General features: G+C 61.3%; 20 protein-coding genes and 1 pseudogene. 11 read left to right on the top strand and 10 right to left on the bottom strand.

Features of this window, described 5'->3' with window-relative positions; genetic code table 11:
- Positions 1-42: 42 nt before the first annotated feature.
- Entirely contained in the window at positions 43-825 is a 783-nt protein-coding gene (locus tag ABIC17_RS16430; protein ID WP_502958483.1) for a recombinase family protein, read from the bottom strand.
- A 255-nt stretch (positions 826-1,080) separates the two neighbouring features.
- On the opposite strand from ABIC17_RS16430, the gene ABIC17_RS16425 reads away from it, so the two are divergent.
- Together ABIC17_RS16425 and ABIC17_RS16420 are read left to right on the top strand one after the other, a co-directional pair.
- On the top strand, positions 1,081-1,371 hold the full coding sequence (locus ABIC17_RS16425) for an AbrB/MazE/SpoVT family DNA-binding domain-containing protein (RefSeq protein ID WP_354283596.1): 291 nt from the start codon (positions 1,081-1,083) through the stop codon (positions 1,369-1,371).
- On the top strand, positions 1,371-1,757 hold the full coding sequence (locus tag ABIC17_RS16420; RefSeq protein WP_354283595.1) for a type II toxin-antitoxin system VapC family toxin: 387 nt from the start codon (positions 1,371-1,373) through the stop codon (positions 1,755-1,757). Before ABIC17_RS16425 ends, ABIC17_RS16420 begins: the two co-directional genes overlap by 1 nt.
- A 569-nt stretch (positions 1,758-2,326) precedes the next feature.
- Here the strand turns inward: ABIC17_RS16420 and ABIC17_RS16415 are convergent.
- Together ABIC17_RS16415 and ABIC17_RS16410 are read right to left on the bottom strand one after the other, a co-directional pair.
- On the bottom strand, positions 2,327-2,644 hold the full coding sequence (locus tag ABIC17_RS16415) for a hypothetical protein (protein WP_354283593.1): 318 nt from the start codon (positions 2,642-2,644) through the stop codon (positions 2,327-2,329).
- Complete coding sequence (locus tag ABIC17_RS16410) at positions 2,641-2,820, bottom strand: hypothetical protein (RefSeq protein WP_354283592.1); 180 nt, start codon at positions 2,818-2,820, stop codon at positions 2,641-2,643. Before ABIC17_RS16410 ends, ABIC17_RS16415 begins: the two co-directional genes overlap by 4 nt.
- A 265-nt stretch (positions 2,821-3,085) precedes the next feature.
- Between ABIC17_RS16410 and ABIC17_RS16405 the strand changes: the two genes are divergently transcribed.
- The 7 genes from ABIC17_RS16405 (at position 3,086) to ABIC17_RS16375 (ending at position 11,394) form a co-directional block, all read left to right on the top strand.
- Entirely contained in the window at positions 3,086-3,931 is an 846-nt protein-coding gene (locus tag ABIC17_RS16405; RefSeq protein ID WP_354283590.1) for a LysR substrate-binding domain-containing protein, read from the top strand.
- Positions 3,932-4,108: 177 nt separating this feature from the next.
- On the top strand, positions 4,109-4,909 hold the full coding sequence (locus ABIC17_RS16400; RefSeq protein ID WP_052148971.1) for an ABC transporter permease: 801 nt from the start codon (positions 4,109-4,111) through the stop codon (positions 4,907-4,909).
- A gap of 1 nt (position 4,910) precedes the next feature.
- The gene (locus ABIC17_RS16395) at positions 4,911-5,669 is read left to right on the top strand and encodes an ABC transporter ATP-binding protein (protein ID WP_354283588.1); all 759 of its coding nucleotides are present in this window, start codon (positions 4,911-4,913) and stop codon (positions 5,667-5,669) included.
- Positions 5,669-6,283, top strand: coding sequence for a cysteine dioxygenase family protein (locus ABIC17_RS16390; protein ID WP_037528250.1), 615 nt, complete (start codon positions 5,669-5,671; stop codon positions 6,281-6,283). Before ABIC17_RS16395 ends, ABIC17_RS16390 begins: the two co-directional genes overlap by 1 nt.
- On the top strand, positions 6,280-7,503 hold the full coding sequence (locus ABIC17_RS16385; RefSeq protein ID WP_354283585.1) for a rhodanese-like domain-containing protein: 1,224 nt from the start codon (positions 6,280-6,282) through the stop codon (positions 7,501-7,503). Before ABIC17_RS16390 ends, ABIC17_RS16385 begins: the two co-directional genes overlap by 4 nt.
- Before the next feature lie 29 nt (positions 7,504-7,532).
- The gene (locus ABIC17_RS16380; RefSeq protein ID WP_354283584.1) at positions 7,533-8,672 is read left to right on the top strand and encodes an LLM class flavin-dependent oxidoreductase; all 1,140 of its coding nucleotides are present in this window, start codon (positions 7,533-7,535) and stop codon (positions 8,670-8,672) included.
- Complete coding sequence (locus ABIC17_RS16375; protein WP_354283582.1) at positions 8,620-11,394, top strand: conjugal transfer protein TraG N-terminal domain-containing protein; 2,775 nt, start codon at positions 8,620-8,622, stop codon at positions 11,392-11,394. Before ABIC17_RS16380 ends, ABIC17_RS16375 begins: the two co-directional genes overlap by 53 nt.
- A 2-nt stretch (positions 11,395-11,396) precedes the next feature.
- On the opposite strand, the gene ABIC17_RS16370 is transcribed toward ABIC17_RS16375, so the two are convergent.
- The gene (locus ABIC17_RS16370) at positions 11,397-11,612 is read right to left on the bottom strand and encodes a hypothetical protein (RefSeq protein ID WP_354283580.1); all 216 of its coding nucleotides are present in this window, start codon (positions 11,610-11,612) and stop codon (positions 11,397-11,399) included.
- Positions 11,613-11,642: 30 nt separating this feature from the next.
- Between ABIC17_RS16370 and ABIC17_RS16365 the strand changes: the two genes are divergently transcribed.
- Positions 11,643-11,984: a hypothetical protein gene (locus ABIC17_RS16365; protein WP_354283578.1), complete on the top strand. Its 342-nt coding sequence runs from the start codon at positions 11,643-11,645 to the stop codon at positions 11,982-11,984.
- 746 nt (positions 11,985-12,730) lie between these two features.
- Here ABIC17_RS16365 and ABIC17_RS16360 read toward each other — a convergent pair.
- Both ABIC17_RS16360 and ABIC17_RS16355 read right to left on the bottom strand, forming a co-directional pair.
- A complete protein-coding gene (locus ABIC17_RS16360; RefSeq protein WP_354283577.1) occupies positions 12,731-12,967 on the bottom strand; it encodes a hypothetical protein in 237 nt (78 codons plus the stop codon).
- Between the two features lie 61 nt (positions 12,968-13,028).
- Positions 13,029-13,436 (bottom strand): DUF1622 domain-containing protein, encoded by a 408-nt coding sequence (locus tag ABIC17_RS16355; protein WP_354283575.1) that lies wholly within the window; start codon positions 13,434-13,436, stop codon positions 13,029-13,031.
- A 35-nt stretch (positions 13,437-13,471) separates the two neighbouring features.
- Here ABIC17_RS16355 and ABIC17_RS16350 point away from each other — a divergent pair, with 35 nt between their 5' ends.
- Complete coding sequence (locus ABIC17_RS16350) at positions 13,472-13,639, top strand: hypothetical protein (RefSeq protein WP_354283573.1); 168 nt, start codon at positions 13,472-13,474, stop codon at positions 13,637-13,639.
- On the opposite strand, the pseudogene ABIC17_RS16345 reads toward ABIC17_RS16350, so the two are convergent.
- The 4 genes and pseudogenes from ABIC17_RS16345 to ABIC17_RS16330 all read right to left on the bottom strand — a co-directional run.
- Positions 13,612-13,917, bottom strand: a pseudogene (locus ABIC17_RS16345) (MgtC/SapB family protein); the annotation flags it as partial. The gene ABIC17_RS16350 and the pseudogene ABIC17_RS16345 overlap by 28 nt on opposite strands.
- Positions 13,910-14,995: a sodium:calcium antiporter gene (locus tag ABIC17_RS16340; protein WP_354283572.1), complete on the bottom strand. Its 1,086-nt coding sequence runs from the start codon at positions 14,993-14,995 to the stop codon at positions 13,910-13,912. The pseudogene ABIC17_RS16345 and the gene ABIC17_RS16340, both read right to left, overlap by 8 nt.
- A gap of 154 nt (positions 14,996-15,149) precedes the next feature.
- Entirely contained in the window at positions 15,150-15,977 is an 828-nt protein-coding gene (locus ABIC17_RS16335; protein ID WP_354283570.1) for a Brp/Blh family beta-carotene 15,15'-dioxygenase, read from the bottom strand.
- Positions 15,974-16,675: a bacteriorhodopsin gene (locus ABIC17_RS16330; protein ID WP_354283568.1), complete on the bottom strand. Its 702-nt coding sequence runs from the start codon at positions 16,673-16,675 to the stop codon at positions 15,974-15,976. Before ABIC17_RS16330 ends, ABIC17_RS16335 begins: the two co-directional genes overlap by 4 nt.
- Between the last annotated feature and the right edge of the window lie 207 nt (positions 16,676-16,882).

Here is a 16,882-nt window from a genome sequence, read left to right as displayed (position 1 = left end):
TTTGTATATATACTTAAATCAATAACATAGTATATAGTCAAGTCAAGCCTGTGATTTATCACAAACATGGACGCGGGCTGATAAACATCCGTGGTCAGCGCCTCGTCGCGGAATGTGATCGTCCAGATGCTGATCAGCCTTAACTGGCGAAAGCGATGTGTTACTCGTGCCCGATGCCGCAAGGTTCCTCCGGTGAAGAGCTGTCACACGTTTGACCTGAGCAATGCTGCAGCCTGCCAACTCGGCTGTTTTGGCAATGCTCATCCCTGCGTCCCGAAGTCCGACAATACGACGGTGATGCGCCAGGTCCGGCTTTCGCCCCGTGTAGCGTCCTGCGCGCTTAGCGAGCTCTATTCCTTCTCGCTGTCGCTCGCGACGGGTTTCGTAGTCATCCCGGGCAGTCTGAAGCGCGACCCGTAGAAGCATATCCTGCACCGCCTCCAGCACGATCCGAGCCACGCCTGAACTGTCCTCGACCAGATCCGACAGATCAACGATTCCCGGCACAGCAAGGCGAGCCCCCTTCCCCCTGATGGTGGCAACCAGAAGCTCCGCCTCGGCCAGCGGCAAGCGGCTAATGCGATCGATCTTCTCGGCGATGACCACTTCGCCCGCCTGAAGGTCTGCTACCATGCGCAACAGTTCCGGACGGTCGGGTCGAGCGCCTGACGCTTTCTCGCGATAGACCGCGGCGACGTAAAAACCAGCCGCCCGCGCGCTCCCCACGATCGCCTCTTGTCGCGTCAGGTCTTGCTCGTCGGTGCTCACACGCAAGTATACCCTGGCTGCTCGGATCGCATCTCGTTTCGGCTGATCGGTCATCATTCCTCGGCTCCAGTGGGTATACCCACAGTAGCCAAACAGCTAGGTCATAGCTACAAACCAATAATAGCGGTCTCTGATAGCCTAGCCAAGCTGACCGGCCCATTCTAGCCATTGGGGTGCCGTTCATCAACTCGCGCCTCAAAGGTTCACCACATTAAGGAACTGCCACTCCGATCCCGATAGATTTCATCGGGTTGTGGCATATTGCTGACTGTGGCATAGGGTGACTAGGTCGCAGACGAGAGGCATGCAGCAATGGCCACGCAAACCATAGATATCAATGTTGCCAGTAATGGGCGTATGGTTCTTCCGGCATCGGTGCGCAAAGCGATGGGGCTGCACGGCGATGCGAAGATCATTCTAACGGTTGAGGATGATCAGGTTCGTTTGTCGCCGATCGGGCATGGTGTATCGCGTGCGCAGGCACTCTATCGGGCACATGCCAAGCATGCGCGCACGACTGACGACTTCCTCGAGGAGCGAAAGGCGGAAAGTGTGGCCGATCTCGGGGAGGTCGCGCCCGACGCCGTGGATCGAGACGTATAATGACATCAGTCGTTCTCGACGCATCCGCGGTGCTGGCTCTGGTCCGAGATGAACCCGGTGCTGACAAGGTTGCTCCCCACATTGGGCGTGCTGCAATTTCGGCAGTCAACCTTCAGGAGGTAATCAAGGAGTTGCTGCTCAGCGGCCTCGACCAAGTGACTACCCGCGAACTGCTTGACGAGCTTCGTCTAGACGTTCGCGCCCACGATTCCGAAGCCGCCTATGCCGCTGCTGCTCTGCATGCCCAGACACGTCAATACGGTCGCGGGCTAGGTGACCGATCCTGTCTCGCTCTCGCTGTGCAGCTAGGAGTCCCTGCCCTCACCGCCGATCGCGAATGGAAGAAGGTGAAGGTCAAGACCTTGAAGCTAGAGCATATCCGATAGCCAAAGCCTCGGCGGTCCTGCCGCGCGCCGACGACTTCGCGCCTTCGACAACGGTCGGCTCTCTGGGCTGATTCCAAAGGGTGTTGATCTGTCTGTCCGCGCCTTGGCAAAGGCCGCTGCCCTTGACGCCGTAGCGATCCGGCCTTTCGGTGCCATTTACATCTCTTGCTGGATGAGGCTGTAGCGGCTGGCCAATTCGGGTTGGCGCTATGCACGTAGGCCTCGGTCCCCTCGTCGTCTGAGGCTGCTGCGATTCCTAGAGCCTTTCGTGCGCCGATAGTGATCTTCCACGCAAGCTAGAGCTGGAGGACGCTGGCGGCGTGAAACTTACCCGGTCGGCACATCGACGATCACTGTTCCGCATCCACTAAAGCCGTAATATCAGTAGCGCTTCGTAGTAGAAGGAGTTACGCTTATCACTACCACGCGGGTGCAACTTATCAGTCTCGTCAGGCTGTGGCGGCTTCCCGAACATACAGTGCCGGTTGATGATCTACCCCATGTTCAGGGACGGCATTGGTCCGCTCCATAAGCATTGTCCCCCCTCCCCTGACATGTTGAGATGCCCGTCAGTCTACAGGGCGTAAGAGCGCAATCGCTTCCGCAATTACCTGTGCGATTGGGATGCCGCGACCGTTTGCTTCGGCGTAGATCTGCTTGACGGTGCTAGGGTGAAGCCGGACATTGAATTGCGGGGTCCGGCCGAGGATGTTACTCTGACGTCGTGGCGAAGTGGTTGCGGTTTCTGATCCTTGCGCACTCCCCTCAGCGTCGATCCCGTGACGTTTGGCAACAGCCGCGACCGCGTTGTCACTGGGAACTGAGTCTTCACTGCGGCTTGTAGGTTTGAGGCCGTCCAGCAGACTGCGACGTTTAAGCTCCGTCATGCCACGTTCTCCTTTGCAGCGCCTTGATTGAGGGCGACAACCTGTGCAGCGAGTTCCGCTGCCTCGGCGTTCGCCTTGTCAAGCTCAGGCACCTCTCCCTTCGGGAGGTTGGCCAAGGTTGTGTTGTAGCTGGAAAGGCTCTTGTAGGCCGTACGCTCGACGATACGTCCGATCACAAAGATGTCGTTTTCGGCAATTTGGCTTTCAAGGGCCGCTATTTCACGTGACCAGATCGCGGCAGGAGCACAAGACCCACAAGCAGACGTTCAAGCCTGCTTTGCCGGCGCCCAGCTTCGGCCGTTCATTAATCTCCGCGATCGGACCGCTTCAAACCTCGATTCCCGTTCATAATGTCGCCTTCCGGAGGCGAGACGCTTCGTTTCTCATCGGCGCCATACAGATTAGCTGCTACGCATAAGCGCCTAGCTTCTAGGACCCATTATGGCCGTCAACATTCCTACCGACGTGGTGCGCAGCTTCGTCGCGATCGTCGATGCCGGCTCGATGTTGCGCGCCGCGGACCGCGTGTTTGTCAGCCAGTCCGCGCTCAGCCTGCAGATGAAACGGCTGGAGGACCTGCTCCAGGTCGGGCTGTTCCGGCGGGAGGGCCGCAGGCTAGTCCTCTCGGTGCAGGGTGAACGGTTCCTGCCGCATGCGCGCGAACTGCTGAGCGTCAACGACCGTGCTCTGGCAGCACTTGCCGACGGCAGCCTCGCCGGCCCCGCTCGGATCGGGTTCGTGCAGGATTTCGCGGAAACGTTGTTGTCCGGCGTCTTGTCGGTGTTCGCGTCGAGCAACCCCGATGCGTCGCTCGACGTTCGCGTCGCGGGATCGGCCGAACTGCTCGATCTGCTTGCGACCGACCGTCTCGATATCGTCCTGTGCATCGGCGAGGAGACCGATAAGGCCGCCGTCGCCACCGCCGACATGCACTGGCTGGGTAATCCACGCCTGACCTCAGCCGCGATCCTGCCCTTGGCGGTGCTCCAGAAGCCATGCCGGTTCCGCGATGCCGCGATTGCTGCACTCGAGGCGGCAGGCAGACCCTACCGGATCGTGCTGGAGACGCCGAGCCTGTCGGCGCTCCGCGCGGCGGTGACGGGCGGGATCGGGATAACCTGTCGAACCGACGCTCTGATGGGGCTAGACTCGGAAATTCACGACGGGCTCCCCGGACTGCCCCGCGTCGCCTATGTTGTGCGCATCAACGACACGCGCCATCCGGTCCTCGACCGACTCCACGAAGTCGTCCTCCGTTCGATTGTTGAGTCGGCCAGCGCAGATTGACGCTCTTCAGGGCAGCAAAGGCTTTCTTTTCCGGTCAAACAACGCGTTGAAATCGATGGCTTTTTAAGCTCGTATTTGCAACGCTCATAAGACTGGCAAGTCATTCTCCATTGAAACGATGGGAATTGAGACCGCATTGAAGGTGCTCCGGGAAACGAAGCGTCCGAAAGGCTGTCCATGGCGAAGACGTCCCAACGATCGACCAGCCGATCATGGCAGAGCAAGCTGCAGCGTAGCCGCTGGGTATCGCCAATAGCACTCATGCTGGCCTGGGAAGCGGCATCCCGGATTGGCCTGATCCCAACCCGCACGCTAGCGGCGCCTTCGCAGGTGTTAGGAACACTCTGGTCGATGATCGTGTCGGGCGAATTGCCCGCAAACCTCGCCGTATCGCTCGGCCGCGCCGCCGCCGGTCTGGTGATCGGCGTCAGCCTAGGCATCGTCCTTGCGCTGATCGCCGGCCTTACCCGTGAGGGCGAAGCGGCGGTCGACTCGCCCGTTCAGATGCTCCGGACATTGCCTGCGCTGGCGCTGTCGCCGCTGTTCATCGTCTGGTTCGGGATCGGCGAGACCCCCAAGATCGCGCTGATCGCGTTCGCGACGCTCTTCCCGGTCTATCTCAACCTCTACAACGGGATCCGCGGCGTCGATGTCCGGCTGATCGACGCAGGGCGCAGCTTCGGCCTTTCACGCGGACAGATCGTCACCGACATCGTCCTGCCAGCCGCGCTGCCGCAACTGCTGGTCGGTCTGCGCTACGCCTTCTCGGTCGCGGTGCTGATCCTTGTGGTCGCCGAGCAGATCAACGCCTCGGCGGGCCTCGGCTTCCTGATCAACAACGCCCGCGATTTCATGAGGACCGACATCATCGTCGTGTGCCTGCTCGTCTATGCCGGGCTCGGCCTCGTCGCCGACCAGTCCGTGCGCCTGATCGAAGACCGCGCGCTCGCGTGGCGCCCCAAGCTCGTCGAGGCCTGACATGAACATGATCTCTCACATCATTCCGATGCCGCAACCCATTCGCCCCGTCGTCAGACTGTCACGCTTCTCGCGCAGTTTCGGCGCCAATACCGTGCTCGACGATCTCCATCTCGAGATTGTGCAGGGCGAATTCGTCGCGCTGCTCGGCCGTTCGGGGTCGGGCAAGACGACGTTGCTGCGGACGCTCGCGGGACTCGATACCGCCGAAGCACAGGACGTGACGATCCCGACGTCGCGTGCGGTCGTCTTCCAAGATGCGCGGTTGCTGCCGTGGAAGCGGGTGTGGCGCAATGTCGGGCTCGGACTGAAAGGCGCCGACGTGCGCGACCGAGCAGAAGCGGCACTGCGCGAAGTCGGGCTTGGCCACCGGCTGGATGCGTGGCCCCTGACGCTATCGGGTGGGGAAGCGCAGCGTGTGGCGCTCGCCCGCGCGCTGGTCCGCGAACCGAAACTGCTGCTGCTCGACGAGCCGTTCGCAGCACTCGACGCGCTGACCCGCGTCAAGATGCACGGCCTCGTGATGGCGCTGTGGCGCGCACACAAACCCGCGGTGCTGCTGGTGACGCACGACGTCGACGAGGCGATCGCGCTGGCCGACCGCGTGCTGGTGCTCGATAAAGGGCGGATCGTTGTCGAGGAGCGGATCGCGGTCCCGCGCGGTCAGCGAACGAGCATCGCGGCGGCATTGCGCGAGCGGTTGTTGAGTTCGCTCGGTGTCGAGCGGGACGAGCCCCTGCCCTTCGTGAAGGCCGAGTGATGGCGAGCTTGGTTCAGGATCGCCCGCGGCTCGACCGGCTGCGCGACTTCGTCACCGGCATCGGCGCGTTGCTGGATCGTACCCGCGACGAGCGTTCAATGCTCGAGGAAGGCAGCGCTGCACTCGGCAGACTGGTGGCGCACGACGACTGGCTGCCCGATGCCTATGCCGCGCCCGACCCTGACCGCTATCGCCAGTACCTGCTCCACTGCGACAGCCGCGAGCGCTTCTCGGTCGTCAGCTTCGTCTGGGGACCGGGACAAGCCACGCCGATCCACGATCACCGCGTCTGGGGGTTGGTCGGAGTCTTGCGCGGCGCCGAACTGTCCGAACGGTTCGCGCGGTATCCGGATGGCGGACTCCACGCGGTCGGCGCGATCGAGCGGCTCGAAGCGGGTGAGGTGGAGGCGGTCTCGCCATCGGTCGGCGATATCCACCGCGTATCGAACGCGTTCGACGACCGCGTGTCGATCAGCATCCACCTCTACGGCAGCAATATCGGCGCGGTCGAACGCGCGACCTATGACGCGGCGGGCACGCCGAAGCGGTTCGTGTCGGGCTATGCCAACGCCGTGCTGCCGAACCTCTGGGACCGCTCGGGAGCCCCCGCATGACTACCCCAAACGACATCCGCACCGCGCTGCTGCTCGGACATGAAGTCGCGTTACTCGACGTCCGTCATGAGGCGGCATTCGCGACTGGCCATCCGTTGTTCGCCGCCAACCTCGCCTTCGATCGTATCGACCTCGAATCGGCGATCCGCCTGCCGCGCAAGGACGTGCCGATCGTGCTGTACGATGACGGCGAAGGCTATGTAGCGACCGCCGCCGCAACGCTGACCGCTCTTGGCTATACGAACATCGAGACGCTTGAAGGCGGACTCGAAGGCTGGCGCGCGACGGGCTTCGAAGTCTTCGAGGACGTGAACTCTTATTCGAAGGCTTTCGGCGAACTGGTCGAGGCGCGCCGCCACACGCCGTGGCTCGCAGCCGAGGACGTCGCCGCGCTGATCGAGGAAAAGGCCGACATCGTGATCCTCGATGCGCGCCGGTTCGAGGAATATGCGACGATGAACATCCCCGGCTCGACCAGCGTGCCAGGTGCGGAACTCGTATTGCGCGTGGCCGAGGCAGTGCCCGACCCCGACACGACGATCATCGTCAACTGCGCTGGTCGCACGCGGAGCATCATCGGCACGCAGTCGCTGATCAACGCCGGAATCCCCAACCGGGTCGTCGCGCTGCGCAACGGCACGATCGGCTGGACACTGGCGGGCCAGTCGCTGGCACATGGCAGCGACCGTCCTGCGCCCGAGGTGCGGCAGAGCGACGAGACCACGGCTACGGCCCGCGCCGTCGCCTACCGCGCCGGGGTCAAGCGCCTGACGCCAGCGGAACTCACGACGCTTGAGCGCGACACAAGCCGCACACTTTACCGTTTCGATGTGCGCCGTCCGGACGAATACGAAGCTGGTCACGTCGCAGGCTTCCGGTCCTATCCCGGCGGCCAGCTCGTGCAGGAAACCGACATCGCCGCGCCCGTCCGCGGCGCGCGCATCGTCCTCGCCGACGACATCGGGCCGCGAGCCGACATGACCGCATCGTGGCTCGCGCAAATGGGATGGGACGTGTTCGTCCTGGACGGCGGCTTCGACGGTCTGCTCGAAACCGGTGCCGGTCCGACGATCCCGCCGGGCGATCCCGCGCACCGGTACAAGCGTCCCTACGAAGGCACCGACAACGCCGCCGCCGCGATGCAGGCCTATCTCGACTGGGAATACGGCCTGGTCGACCAGCTCGCGCGCGACGGCACGCACGGCTTCTACGTCATTTGATCCCCGAACGCCCCCACAGGAGACACGTCATGCCCGTCAAGTTCATCGGCTATATCGGTTTCAACGACGCGTCCGAAATCCACGGCGTCGGCAAGGCACGCGGCCTCGACAAGGCCTATGTCGAGGCCGCCGCGATCGCGCAGGAAAAGGGTGGCTTCGACCGCGTCCTGATCCCGTTCGGCTCAGACAGCCCCGAAAGCCAGATCGTCGCCGCGCACGCCGCAGCCATTACCACCAAGCTCGGTTTCCTGATCGCGCACCGCCCCGGCTTTACCCAGCCCACGCTCGCCGCGCGCCAGCTGGCGACGCTCGACCAGCTCTCCGGCGGGCGCGTCGCGGTCCACATCATCACCGGCGGGGCGGACAGCGAAATGGCACGCGACGGCGATCACTCGGTGAAGGACGATCGCTACGCCCGCACCGACGAATATCTGGAGATCCTGAAACAGGAATGGTCATCCGCCACGCCGTTCGATCACGACGGCCGTTTCTACAACTTCCGCCAGGCGTTCAGCCAGATCAAGCCAACCAATCTGCCCGTTTTCTTCGGCGGATCGTCGCCCGCCGCGATCGACGTCGCCGGGCGCCACGCGGACGTCTACGCGCTGTGGGGCGAGACGCAGGCGCAGGTGCGCGAAGCAGTCGGCACGATTCGCCACGCCGCCGCGCGCTATGGTCGCAATCCCGGCTTCTCGCTGTCGCTGCGCCCGGTGATCGCTGATACCGAAGAAGCGGCATGGAAAAAGGCCGACCAGATCGTCGAGAAGGTGCGCGACCTCCGCGAGACGGCAGGCGTTGCAATCAGTGGTCACGCGCCACCGAACGCCGGCTCGCAGCGGCTCCTCGACACCGCCAACCAGGGCTACCGCGTCGACAAGCGCCTGTGGACGGGTGTCGCGGCGCTCGGCGGCGCGCAGGGCAATTCGACCGGACTGGTCGGCACGCCCGAACAGGTCGCGGACGCGATGCTCGATTACTATGACCTCGCTCGCGCTCATCAACCAGTCGGTGATGGTGGAGTCGACCCTGCAGAACAGCATGTCGCCGGCGATGGCAGCCTCGCTCAATTTCTCGCGCGGGCTGAGCGCGCAGGGCCTCAACTAAGGACGATTGGCGATGCTCGAGGTCTTCACGATTGGCGGTGGCGAATACATCGTCAACACGTTTAACGCGGTAGCAGCATGGACTGGAGGCGGGGGTTACCGCTCGCTTCTCCGCGTCGTGATGGTCCTCGGCTTGATTTACGCCTTGCTCGCTGTCGCCTTCACGATGAACGTGCGTGCATGGCTGAACTGGTTCCTCGGCTCGTCGCTGATCTACATGTGCCTGATGGTGCCAACCGTCACCGTGAAGGTTACCGACCGCGTAAATCCATCGCTTGCCCCTGCCGTCGTGGCAAATGTGCCCCTTGGGCTCGGCGTCATCGCCAGCTTCACCAGCCAGGTCGGTGACTGGCTGACGCGCACCGCGGAAACGGTGTTCACGATGCCAAGCCAGCTCAGCTACTCGACGAACGGCATGGTCTACGGCGCACGGTTGCTCGATGCGACACGCAACTTCCAGATTCGTGACGCCGAGTTTGCGACCAACCTGTCAGCGCACTTCAAGAACTGCGTTTTCGGCGACATCATGCTCGGCCAGAAGTCGATGACGGACCTCGCCTCTGCCAAGGATCTATGGGCTGCTATGGGTCCTGGGTCGGCTGCGCGCTCGCAACCTTGGGTCGAGCGTTCGGGTGCGGCCACCACCAGCAGCATCGTTCCCTGCCGTCAGGCTTACGGCATGCTGGATGGCCTTTGGCATACCATGATCGAGGCGCACACGTCGCTTTGGGCGAAGGAAACCTATCCTAAGCTGTCCACCTCGGTCGCCTCTGCCAAGCTTCGTAGCGATGTGCCGATCGTCAATCAGGCCTTCACGGCTTCCAGCGCGAACTACGAGACCATCTTGCGCCAAAACACGGCCATCAATGCCTTCATGCAGGCGCGTGACGGCATGGCAGGTGGTCCGGGCGCAGCGTCGATCGATACGTTCGCAACGACGCGGGCAGACATCCAGGCGCGCAATACATATAATTCGATCGCGCAGCAGGCGATGAGCTGGGTCCCGATCCTCAATATCGTCCTCACCGTCGTCTTTTATGCGATGTTCCCTGTCATCTTCCCGCTGTTCCTGATGCCGCAAACCGGCGTCGGCGCCCTCAAAGGGTATCTGACCGGGTTCTTCTACCTCGCTGCATGGGGGCCGCTTTACGTGATCCTGCACATGATCTGCATGACGCGGGCGACCAGCGCCGCGCAGGGCGTTGCAGAAGGCGGGATGTCATTGGGGACCTATGCCGGCATTGGCGCGGTCAATGCCGAGACCGCGACGATCGCAGGCTTTATGCTGATGTCCGTTCCGTTCCTCGCGGCCGGGCTCGCCAAGGGTGCCATGAGCATTTCCGGGCAGGCAACGTCTGTCCTCTCGCCGGCGCAAAACGCGGCCGAGGCTGCCGCGGCCGAGCAGACCACTGGTAATTACAGCTACGGCAATACCAGCTTCGCCAACTCTACGTCTAACATGCGGCAGAGCAATCAATGGTCGGACGCACCAACATTCTCGTCGGGAGGCATGGCGTCGAGTTTCCGACATGACAATGGCGCAACGACTAATGGTTTTGGCAACGGCCAAAACGTTTATGATACCTCGAAGGCTATCTCGAACTTGGCGTTCAGCGCTTCGATGACGTCCGGGTCAGTGGCTACCGAAAGCCGTCAAGCGGCGTTCGCCGCCCGGATCGCTGACGGGTTCGAGGAGGCAAGCCGTCGTGAGACCAGTCATCTCAATGCCCTCCGAAATGGCCATTCGTGGGGTAGCGACACGTCCTCTGGCTTTGACTCGTCAGCCGGTGTGCGCACCGGAAGCAACACGAATCGAAGCGATCGAGTTGGCATTGTCGACACCCAATCTGTCGATGGTCGGCAGCGGGTTGGAAACGGTACGCGCCATAGTGTCGAGGAAGGTAAAGGTACAAACTGGTCCGATCAGCTTTCGGGCGGCATTCGGGTCTCAGCTGGCGTCGGTGGCGAAGGTGGTAAGGGCGGCGGAGTACTTGGCGCAGTCGCGAAGGCAGTTGGGCTTAAGGGTGAAGTCTCCGGCGGCTATAACCAGACATATACCCGATCTAATACAGGCAACGTTGCGGATAGCAGGACTGGCAGTCTAGATAGTAGCACGAGTGTCAGCGGAAATGCCGCGACAGATCACGGTAATTTCACCGCTGTTACCATCGACAATGGAACATATAGTCAAGACGGATATTTCTCCCGCTCTCAGCAAAGCGAAAGCCGCACGAAGGCAATCGAGGAGTCATTGTCGCGTATACAATCGTATAACGAACAGGCACGTCATTATAAGGAACTGTCACAGTCGCTTGAGCAACACGCCAGTTACGCAGAAACCCATGGCTTCAGCATGTCGCAGGATCTTCGTCAGGACCTTGCCCGATACTACGACCAGGAAGTGGGGAAGAGCCCCCGCGGCCTTCTCCCCGAACTCTGGGCAACGGACCTTAGCCCAACTCAGGAGATGGCGCGAAACGTAGTCATTGAGAAGTGGGCTGGCGAACGTTCCGCGATCATCGAGCGCGATATCGTTGCCGCCCTTGACAATCCCGCACTCGAGGGTCTGAAGATACCCGCCGTAGCTAGCGAAGCCAGTGTTGCCGGCCGTTATTCCGGCGGTTCTGGGCTTCCTTCCGCTCATGCAGTCTCTGTTGGGAAGCAAAGTACGACCGGGCCTGACGCTATCATCTCAACGGGTGAAGCTGACCTGCGTAGCCAGAAGGATCGTAGAGACAGCGATGCGCGGTTCGCTCTAGGACAGGGTCCGACCGGCCCCAAGCCGTGACCTCAGGACATCATCATATGGGCAATTGCGGCGATGAACATGGCCAAGATTGCCAAGGCGAACCAGAAGCGAACCTTCCTTTCAAACGAGGTGCCGTTGGCTTTGCTTCCACCATATACATCACTGTCGTAAAAGGGATTCACCTGCCACATCCCTGTGCCCTTTCCAGGCGCACTTTCGCTATCAAACATGATGGGCTGGCTGGGATCAATTTGCATGGTACACCTCGCCTAATAAGGTAGAGCGAAATGAACATCTTGGCAACGCGGGATCAAGGTCGATCTTTGGCTTCTCAGCATCGTCCGCCCGCGCTCGACGACTTATCTGGGACTCTCATCTTCAGCTTTTCTTGGCTGCTGGTTATGGCGATCGGCCTCATGCCCATAGCCGAGGCTTCGCTATCTCGTTCACCGTCGATCACTATGCCAACGACGATCGCGTTTTTTGGTGCTGTCGGAAGCGCGGTCCTGCTCCGTCGACGCTATTCCTGGATGGGCCTCCTCGTCCACATCTTCGGTCAGATCGCGATCTGGCTTTCGCTATTTGTCATGTCGCTCGCTGTCGCCCTCGTCCTGATCCCGAAAGGCTGACGGTTCCCTTCTACAGATCGTTCGTTCGGGGCGACGGGACATAGGGATGAACTTCCCGGACTAGAGCCGCTGCCTTCTCGATCGCCTCGACCTCCGCTGGCTTACCCCTTGGATCGATCCGCCAGGTTGACCTGGGATAAATCACTATCGGAAGGCTGATGACGGGGCCGATCAGGTTTTTTAGTACGGGGTAAGTACATAGAACGGACACAGATATACGCTAAGTGCCGACCGGTCTCCTCGGGTGTCGGAAAACACCCGTTTGCCGCACAGTCGTATTTGCGACTGGGTTTTCCGCACATCTGACCGCTGAACGGCAATAATTGGCGGTTAGGCGACAGGCAGCTTTCGGGACCGCGATGGTTGAAAGCTGCCTTTGCGCCAATGTCACAACCGTTCGGTTTTGACGCTGGGCGCATTATGGTCGCTTACGCCCCGTTCGGCCGTTCAGGCCGCTCGACCAATTCCCGTTTTCCCATGTCCGACCGGCAATTTCGGGAAAACCCAATCGGGAACAGATTTTTGGAAAGCGCAACCCGAATGGACCACGCGGTGCGTGTAGCAACTGCCTTGTCCTGATTACCTTCCCAATCAGGAATGGCAAGCCTCAGCGGCATGCCTTCAGATCAAGCAAGATTACATCAGCGCCAACTTTGCTACGCCGGCGGCTATACTATCTGGTATCTTAGCCCGGGACGGCATTTGGAACGGCTCACGACATCTCGCTTATCGATCCCTGAGAGCAGTTATGCGGCAGCGATTTTGCCGTCGAGGGCGCTATGCTCGTGGTCGTGGACGAGCTTGGTGAGAGACGGCTCGTCCATCTCAACCAATACCTCGGACAGCTTCTCGCCTGGTTGAGCACCGGCTGCGAAGGACTGACCATAGATCTTGCGCAGCGTGCTCACCAACGTGTTGCCGTGCTTGCCGCTGATCTCGCCGTTTTTGTCGCGGTGCCGTCCGTGCAGACCTGGCTGTTGCATTGTCAAACTCCTTGTTGCCGACATAAACGGCCGGTCTCCGCGCGCCGTTCCGCGTTGTAGGTCAGGTGCTAGGCTGATTGCTGGTCTGGCTGCGTGCCGCTGGGGCTGAGGCGCTTGGCTTTTCGCCCCTTTGCCAAGGCCAGCGTCCTTCGATCTCCACCTCGAGCGAGAAGCTGAGGAAGGTACGGATCAGGACGATACCGGCGAGCACGAGCAAGCTTTGGATGGTCGGTTCGACCGCGACGGTATTGATGATGTCGGCTGCGACCAGGAATTCCAGGCCAAGCAAGATCGAGCGACCCAGATTTGAGCGGAACGCCGCCACCAGCGTGTCCCGCGGCGCTGCGTTCGTCGCCATTCGGAACAGGAACAGCGCCAGGGCGCCAAAGGAGCCCACCACGATGATGGCGGTGCCGACGATCTCGACGATGCGAGTGACAAGGTGTATCCACGCAATCTCGCCGGTCATGGCCGCCTCTCCATATCAATCCGATCTTCTTCGGCGTGCGTATCCCGAGCGTGATCGCGAATGCGCCGTTCGATAGGCGCGCCGATGAGCAGCACGAGTATTGCGAGCCCTGCACCAACAGCGTCAATGGCCAGATCGCCAGCGCCGCTGCGCTGCCCAAGGCGGCCGAAACCCAGATGCTGGCGGCTGTTGCAAGCCCATGAACCCGCTTGTCGCTTCCGCCATGAAGCAGCGCGCCGGCACCGATAAAGCCGACGCCTGACAACACGCCCTGGATGACCCGGCCAGCCGCATCTGCGTTCATCTGCGGCAGGCCGCTGCACACGATCGCCTGTACGGCAATGCAACTCGCCAGCCCAACCAGGCTCAAGGTTCGAAATCCCATGATCGCTCGATCCTGCCGGGACCGCTCAAAGCCCAGCAGCGCTCCTGCGCCAGTCGCCACCGTAAGACGCAATGCGATGTCCACCCAGTCAGCCATGGCCAACCGACAGCGCGATTGCGAACAGCCCCGCCGTGCCAATGGCGTAGAGAATGAGAACCGACAGCGAGTCTACGCCCATGCCCAATATTCGGCGCTTGGGACGGAAGATTAGCCCGGCGAGGTAAACGCTCGTTAGCAGTACGGCGAGCCCGGCCAGATAGATGTCGGTGTCCTGCGCCTGCGGCAGAACCGCCTTTCCCGAGATCAGCGTGGCGAGCAGGAACAGCACCGGCAGAAAGGCATTGCCGCCAAAGATATCGCTGATCGCTAGCTGGTAGTCGCCGGCCCGGGTTGAGGTGAGCCCGGTCGACAGCTCCGGCAGAGAGGTGGCAGCTGCCAAGACGGTCGCGCCGAATAGGACGCCACTCATGCCGATGTGATCGGCAATGCCGTCGCCGGCACGCTCCAGCACCACACCTGCAACCAGCGTTACCACCGCAGCAACAAGGAAGACGATCACCGTTCGCGTGGTGCTGTGACCCTTGTTCGTCGCCTTCTGATCGGTCTTGGCCTGAGAGTGGCCTTTGGGCTTAGCCTGTGCATCCGGCGCGTTGCCGGTGCTCTCATGCCAAGGCAGGCTCTTGTTTGCGCGACCGATCAGCCAGACGCCGACGATCCATATGAGCGCGATAGCCAGTGCGTCCGGCCCTACCCGGAACGCGATCAGCGAAGCCGGCAACTGCGTGCCCATGATGGCGATGATTAGGACAGCGACGACGAGCAGCCCTTCGATCACCAGCGTCAGGCTCGCCGCCTTGTAGGTCAGCGGCACCTTTTCCCGCATACCGAAGGCATCCAGGGCGACCAGTACCAGTGTCTGGATGCCGATCCCGCCCAAGATGTTGCCGACTGCAACGCCCAGATTGTTCGACGCAGCCGCACTCGCAGTGATAGCGATCTCCGGTAAGTTCGTTGCGATCGCGAGCAATATGACGCCGCCAAGAGCCTGGCCGAGCCCAAGCCGCTGGGAGAGCACGTCGGTGGTGTTGGAAAGCTGGACGCCTGCTACCCAGATCGCGACGGCTGCGACTACGAAGATGCCAAGCAAGGGCAGCAGAGACATGGATTGCAGCATGGGCAGGCTTTCATAGGGTGGGCGGAAGCGACAAGGTTCTTGAGCGACGTTAGGTCTTCAACGTCGGTCAACGCGCCAAACCGCACAACTGCGCTGGCGTCACAGTTTGCTCAAGTCATGCCGATTTAGCGTGCAGCGCTGGGATGACAGGCTATCAGCCAATCTTGGGAACGAGCACAGCTTGGCGGGGCATGCTGTGACTCTCGAACCAAGGCGTCACGAGGAGGTGCGGAACTGCGAGCGCAGCTATGCCAGCGAAGAGACCGCGGACGCCGCTAGGGTCGAAGTGTTGAAGCAGCGCCGCTACAACCCCTGCGAGTAGCACCGCCCCTGCAAATACCGGCGCAACCTTCAGAAGGTACGACAGGGTGCTGGGGCACCCCAGTCGATCACGGCGCTCGGCAGTTTGCGGTATCGCATGGAGAACGAGGAAGCCGAGCGTGAACCCGACGAGCGGGGGTAGGATCAGCAATGCCGTCACTCCGCCGGCCAGGCGTAGGTCTCGCCTCGCCCAGGCCATAGCTAACAGTACGATACCGGCTGCGCCGCCAGCTATTGCAAGAAGCAACGTCAAATGTGCCACGCCAGACGATGGCCCACCGGCGGTTTGCAAGAGCGCAGCATAACCTGCCGAGTGAAGCGTGGCCGGGGCTGCAATCATAGCCAAGCCTCGAGCGATGCGCTCGAACCATGCCCCATCTGGCGCGTCCTCCATGCCGAAGTGGACAGCAGAAGCGATGAGAAAGGCAGGTAGGGCGATTGCGGGATCAGCCGTCCACCAAAGCAGCGTGGCCACCGATACCAGCCCGTAGGCGGCAAGAAACAATGGCCTTCGGGCAGGTGCGATCACGGCGAGATCACCGGCGCCATGGACCATGCCGACGACGCCGATGCCAAAGATTGCAAACGCCAGTTGCGTTGGCAACTGCGCGGGGGCGGGGACAACGGCCCCCGCTACCAGCAAGGCAATGGCGCGGTTCACGCTTGCCGAGCGTGCTCGTGAAGTGCCTTCTCAAGGTTGCTCGCTGCGAAGAAGGCGTAAACGACCTTGGCGATGATATCCATGACGAGGATCGCCCACACCGACGTAGGATCGGTGATGATCTTTAGGCCCTCAGGGCCGACGAGGAACACGATCGGGTAGAGGAACCAAATCGCGGTCAGGAAGGAAACGTTCTTACTGTACGCGGCGCCGAGCGCAGTACCCCGTTCGACCGCCATGGCGCGCAGTGGCCCCCACAGCAGGTACAAGACACCGAGAAAGGCAACGCACGACCACAGGAACCACACCCACTTCACCAGCGGTGCCGCAGCAAGCGAAGAGATCAAACCGGTCACGATCATCAGCACATCAAGCACGATGATCGACGTGAGGTAGCCACCAACTTCGCCTGTTTTGCCACGCTCGTGAAAGGCGAGCAGCACGAGGCTGGAGAGCAGGATCGGCGTCGTGACCGTCCAGTCGGCATAGCGTGCAAAATAGGTGGCCGAGCCATCACCCTTGATGAGGGTGCCGATGCCAAACGCCATAGCAAGATAGGCCGTCGCTGCGATGAATGGCACCGCCGAATGCAGCAGCGTATGGTGGTGCGAGGGCGGCGTCTTTTTACCCGTCGTGTAGATCGCAAGCGAAGCGAGTGACATGACCGTAAACCCAATCATGAAGGCAGTCTGATCCATAGAGGCGTCCCTGTCAGGGGTCGACCCGAATGCCAGACCCAGAGGGCGCTAACGCATGTTATCTTTGATGGTGCCGGACATAAACCGACATGACAAAGGAGTAATATACCATCCGTATCGTCAGAAGAGATGGTCGTTCCCGCTATGCGAAGGAGTAGAAAAGGTTCCAGGTCTATTGAACGGACGGCGCGCGTGAGAAGGGGTGGT

This window comes from Sphingomonas sp. PvP056 (genome assembly GCF_040549155.1).
GTDB lineage: Bacteria > Pseudomonadota > Alphaproteobacteria > Sphingomonadales > Sphingomonadaceae > Sphingomonas.
This window is presented reverse-complemented; position numbering and strand designations above follow the sequence as displayed.